The 3,075-nt window shown below is 74.3% G+C and carries 3 protein-coding genes; 2 read left to right on the top strand and 1 reads right to left on the bottom strand.

Annotated elements, in window-relative coordinates; all coding sequences use genetic code 11:
• Both B7P34_RS35590 and B7P34_RS35585 read left to right on the top strand, forming a co-directional pair.
• Positions 1 to 1,344 (top strand): alkaline phosphatase PhoX (locus tag B7P34_RS35590; RefSeq protein ID WP_106682249.1); only part of this gene is annotated, 1,344 nt, incomplete at its 5' end.
• A 79-nt stretch (positions 1,345 to 1,423) separates the two neighbouring features.
• A complete protein-coding gene (locus tag B7P34_RS35585) occupies positions 1,424 to 2,458 on the top strand; it encodes an MsnO8 family LLM class oxidoreductase (protein WP_106682248.1) in 1,035 nt (344 codons plus the stop codon).
• On the opposite strand, the gene B7P34_RS35580 is transcribed toward B7P34_RS35585, so the two are convergent.
• Positions 2,433 to 3,075 (bottom strand): TerD family protein (locus B7P34_RS35580; RefSeq protein WP_146167031.1); only part of this gene is annotated, 643 nt, incomplete at its 5' end. The genes B7P34_RS35585 and B7P34_RS35580 overlap by 26 nt on opposite strands.

Genomic DNA, 3,075 nt, shown 5'->3' with positions numbered 1-3,075 from the left:
GGCGCGCTGGCCGGCGGCGTGCCGGAGCAGCGCGGGGCGCGCCCCCGCCCCGCCCGCCCGCCGGGCTACGGCCCCCTCGTGCGGGACCCGAAGGGCCTCCTCGCCCTGCCGGCCGGCTTCTCGTACCGCGTCGTGACCCGGGCCGGCGTCACCAGACTGGAGTCGGGCGAGCCCACCCCCTCGAACCACGACGGCACGGCCGCCTTCGAGGGCCCCCGCGGCACCACCCTGCTCGTCAACAACCACGAGCTCAAGGGCCCCCGCGCCAACTGGAAGTACCCGGTGCCGCTCGCGGAGGGGCTCGTCTACGACCCCGCAGCGTCGGGCGGCTGCACCGTCGTCGAGGTGTCGCACGACGGCGCGCACGTCACGGAGCGGGTCGGCATCGCAGGCACGTCCACCAACTGCGCCGGCGGCGCCACTCCCTGGGGCACGTGGCTGACCTGCGAGGAGACGGAGGACAAGGCCGGGCAGAACGGCATGACGAAGACGCACGGCTACGTCTTCGAGGTCGACCCGCACGACCGCCGCGCGGGCCGCGCGCCCAAGCCCGTCAAGGCCCTCGGCCGGTACGCCCACGAGGCCGTCGTCACCGATCCGGCCCGCGGCCACCTCTACCTCACCGAGGACGCCGCGGGCCCCAACGGCCTGTTCTACCGCTGGACCCCGCCGGCCGGCTTCCGGCACGGCCGCGGCCGGCTGCGCACCCTCGCCGACGACGCGGGCCGGCTGCAGGCCTTCAAGTGCTTCGACTCCGGCGGCCGGTTCGTCGACGACCTCTCCCGCGCCACCCGCCCCGGCACGGTGTACGGCGTGGACTGGGTGGACGTGCCGGACCGCGACGCGGCGTCCGTCTCCGTCCGCAAGCAGTTCAAGGGCGGCGAGGTGACGCGGGCCCGCAAGCTGGAGGGCATGTGGTGGGGTGACGGGGGCGCGTACGTCGTGTCGTCGTTCGCCCGCGAGGAGAGCCCCGTGCAGCACGACGGCCAGGTGTGGTTCTACGACCCGCGGCGCCGCACGCTCACGCTGAAAGTGCGTTTCGGCGTCAACGAGGACCCGGAGCGGGACGGCGCCTTCGACGGGCCGGACAACATCACGGTCTCCCCGCACGGCGGCCTGGTCATCGCCGAGGACGGCCAGGGCGTGCAGCACCTCTTCGGCGCCCTGGACGACGGCCGCACGTACCCCGTCGCCCGCAACGAGCTGAACATCGGCACCGCGGAGAAGCCCGAGTACAGCGAGTTCACCGGCGTCACCTTCTCCCCGGACGGCAGGACGCTCTTCGCCAACATCCAGGAGCCCGGCATCATGCTGGCGATCACCGGCCCCTGGCGCCGCCAGTAGGCCGGTAGGGAGGCCGCCGGGAATCACAGCCGGCCGCGTTTGCCGGGAATCACGGCCGGCCGCCTTTGTTGGAACAGAGGTGACCATCCGCCTCTCGATACTCGACCGCTCCCGCACCCGCCGGGGCCGCCCGCAGACCGAGGCACTGCGCGACACCGTACGGTTCGCGCAGCAGGCCGAGGCGCTCGGCTACCACCGCTTCTGGGTCTCGGAGCACCACGGCGTGCCCGGCGTGGCGGGCTCGGCCCCGACCGTGCTCGCCGCGGCGGTCGCCGCCGCGACCTCGCGCATCAGGGTCGGCACGGGCGGCGTGATGCTGCCCAACCACCGCACCCTGGTGGTGGCCGAGCAGTTCGGGGTGCTGGAGTCCCTCTTCCCGGGCCGCATCGACATGGGCCTGGGCCGTTCGGTGGGCTTCACGGACGGCATCCGGCGGGCCCTGGGCACGGAGAAGGAGGCCATGGGGGACTTCGGCGGGCAGCTCGCCGAGCTGGAGGGCTGGTTCACGGACGGGCCGCGGCCCCACTCCGAGGTGCACGCCCGCCCGGCCGAGGGCCTGCGGGTTCCCGCGTTCGTGCTGGCCAACGAGGCGGGCGCGGAGCCGGCGGCCGCCGCGGGCGCGGCCCTGGTGATCGGCGGCCTGAGCGGCGAGGAGCGGATGCTCGCCGCCGTCGGGCGCTACCGGGCGGCTTTCCGGCCGTCATCGTGGTGGCAGCGCCCGTACGTCGTGATCGCCGGCAACGTGGCCGTCGCGGGCAGCCGCGAGGAGGCCCGCCGGCTGCTCGTCCCCGAGGCGTGGGCGCTGGCCCATTCCCGTACGCACGGCGTCTTCCCGCCCCTGGAGCCCGCGGAGGAGACCGAGGCGCGGGCGATGACCGAGCGGGAGCGCCGCCTGTACGAGGAGGGGCTGCGCGGGCACCTCCACGGCACGGAGGACGAGGTGGCGGCCGCGCTCGGCGCGCTGGTCGAACGCAGCGGCGCCGACGAGGTGCTGGTCACCACCTCCTCGTACGACCGGGAGGCCCTGCTGGACTCCTACCGCCGGCTGGCCCGGATCGCGGGCCTGCCGGCGGCGGGAGCCCCGGTGCTCACAGCGCCTGCGCCGCCGGCTTGACCAGGTCGCGGACGGTGCGGGACTTCACGAACTCGCCGAGGGCGGTCATCTCCCACTCGCCCGAGTACTGCCGGATGAACTTCGCCATCAGCACGCCCGTCTTGGGCTCGGAGCCGGTGAGGTCGAAGCGCACGAGCTCCTCGCCGGTGCGGGCGTCGAGGAGGCGGCAGTAGGCCTTGGCGACCTCGCTGAACTTCTGGCCGTTGAAGGAGCTGACGGTGAAGACCAGGCCGGTGACCTCCGGCGGGAGCCCGGCCATGTGCACCGTGATCGTCTCGTCGTCGCCGGAGCCCTCGCCGGTGAGGTTGTCACCGGAGTGCTGGACGGCGCCGTTGAGGATCTGCAGCTTGCCGAAGTAGCAGGCGTCGATCATGTTGCGGTCGGGGCCGTAGGCGATGACGGAGGCGTCCAGGTCGATGGCCCGGCCGCCCCAGGCCGGCTCCCAGCCGAGGCCCATCTTCACCGACTGCGTCAACGGCTGCCCGCCCTTGACGAGGGACACCGTCTGGTTCTTCTGCAGGCTGACCCGGCCCTTGTCCAGGTTGATCTTCCCGCTGCCGGGGGCCGGGGCGGGCGGCGCCGGCGGCGCGGCGGGCACGGGCGGCGCGGCCGCGGGC

The sequence above is a fragment of the Streptosporangium nondiastaticum genome (assembly GCF_003011965.1).
Classification (GTDB): domain Bacteria; phylum Actinomycetota; class Actinomycetes; order Streptomycetales; family Streptomycetaceae; genus Streptomyces; species Streptomyces nondiastaticus.
Note: the sequence above shows the minus strand (reverse complement) of the source record. Positions and strands in the feature narration are given on the sequence as shown.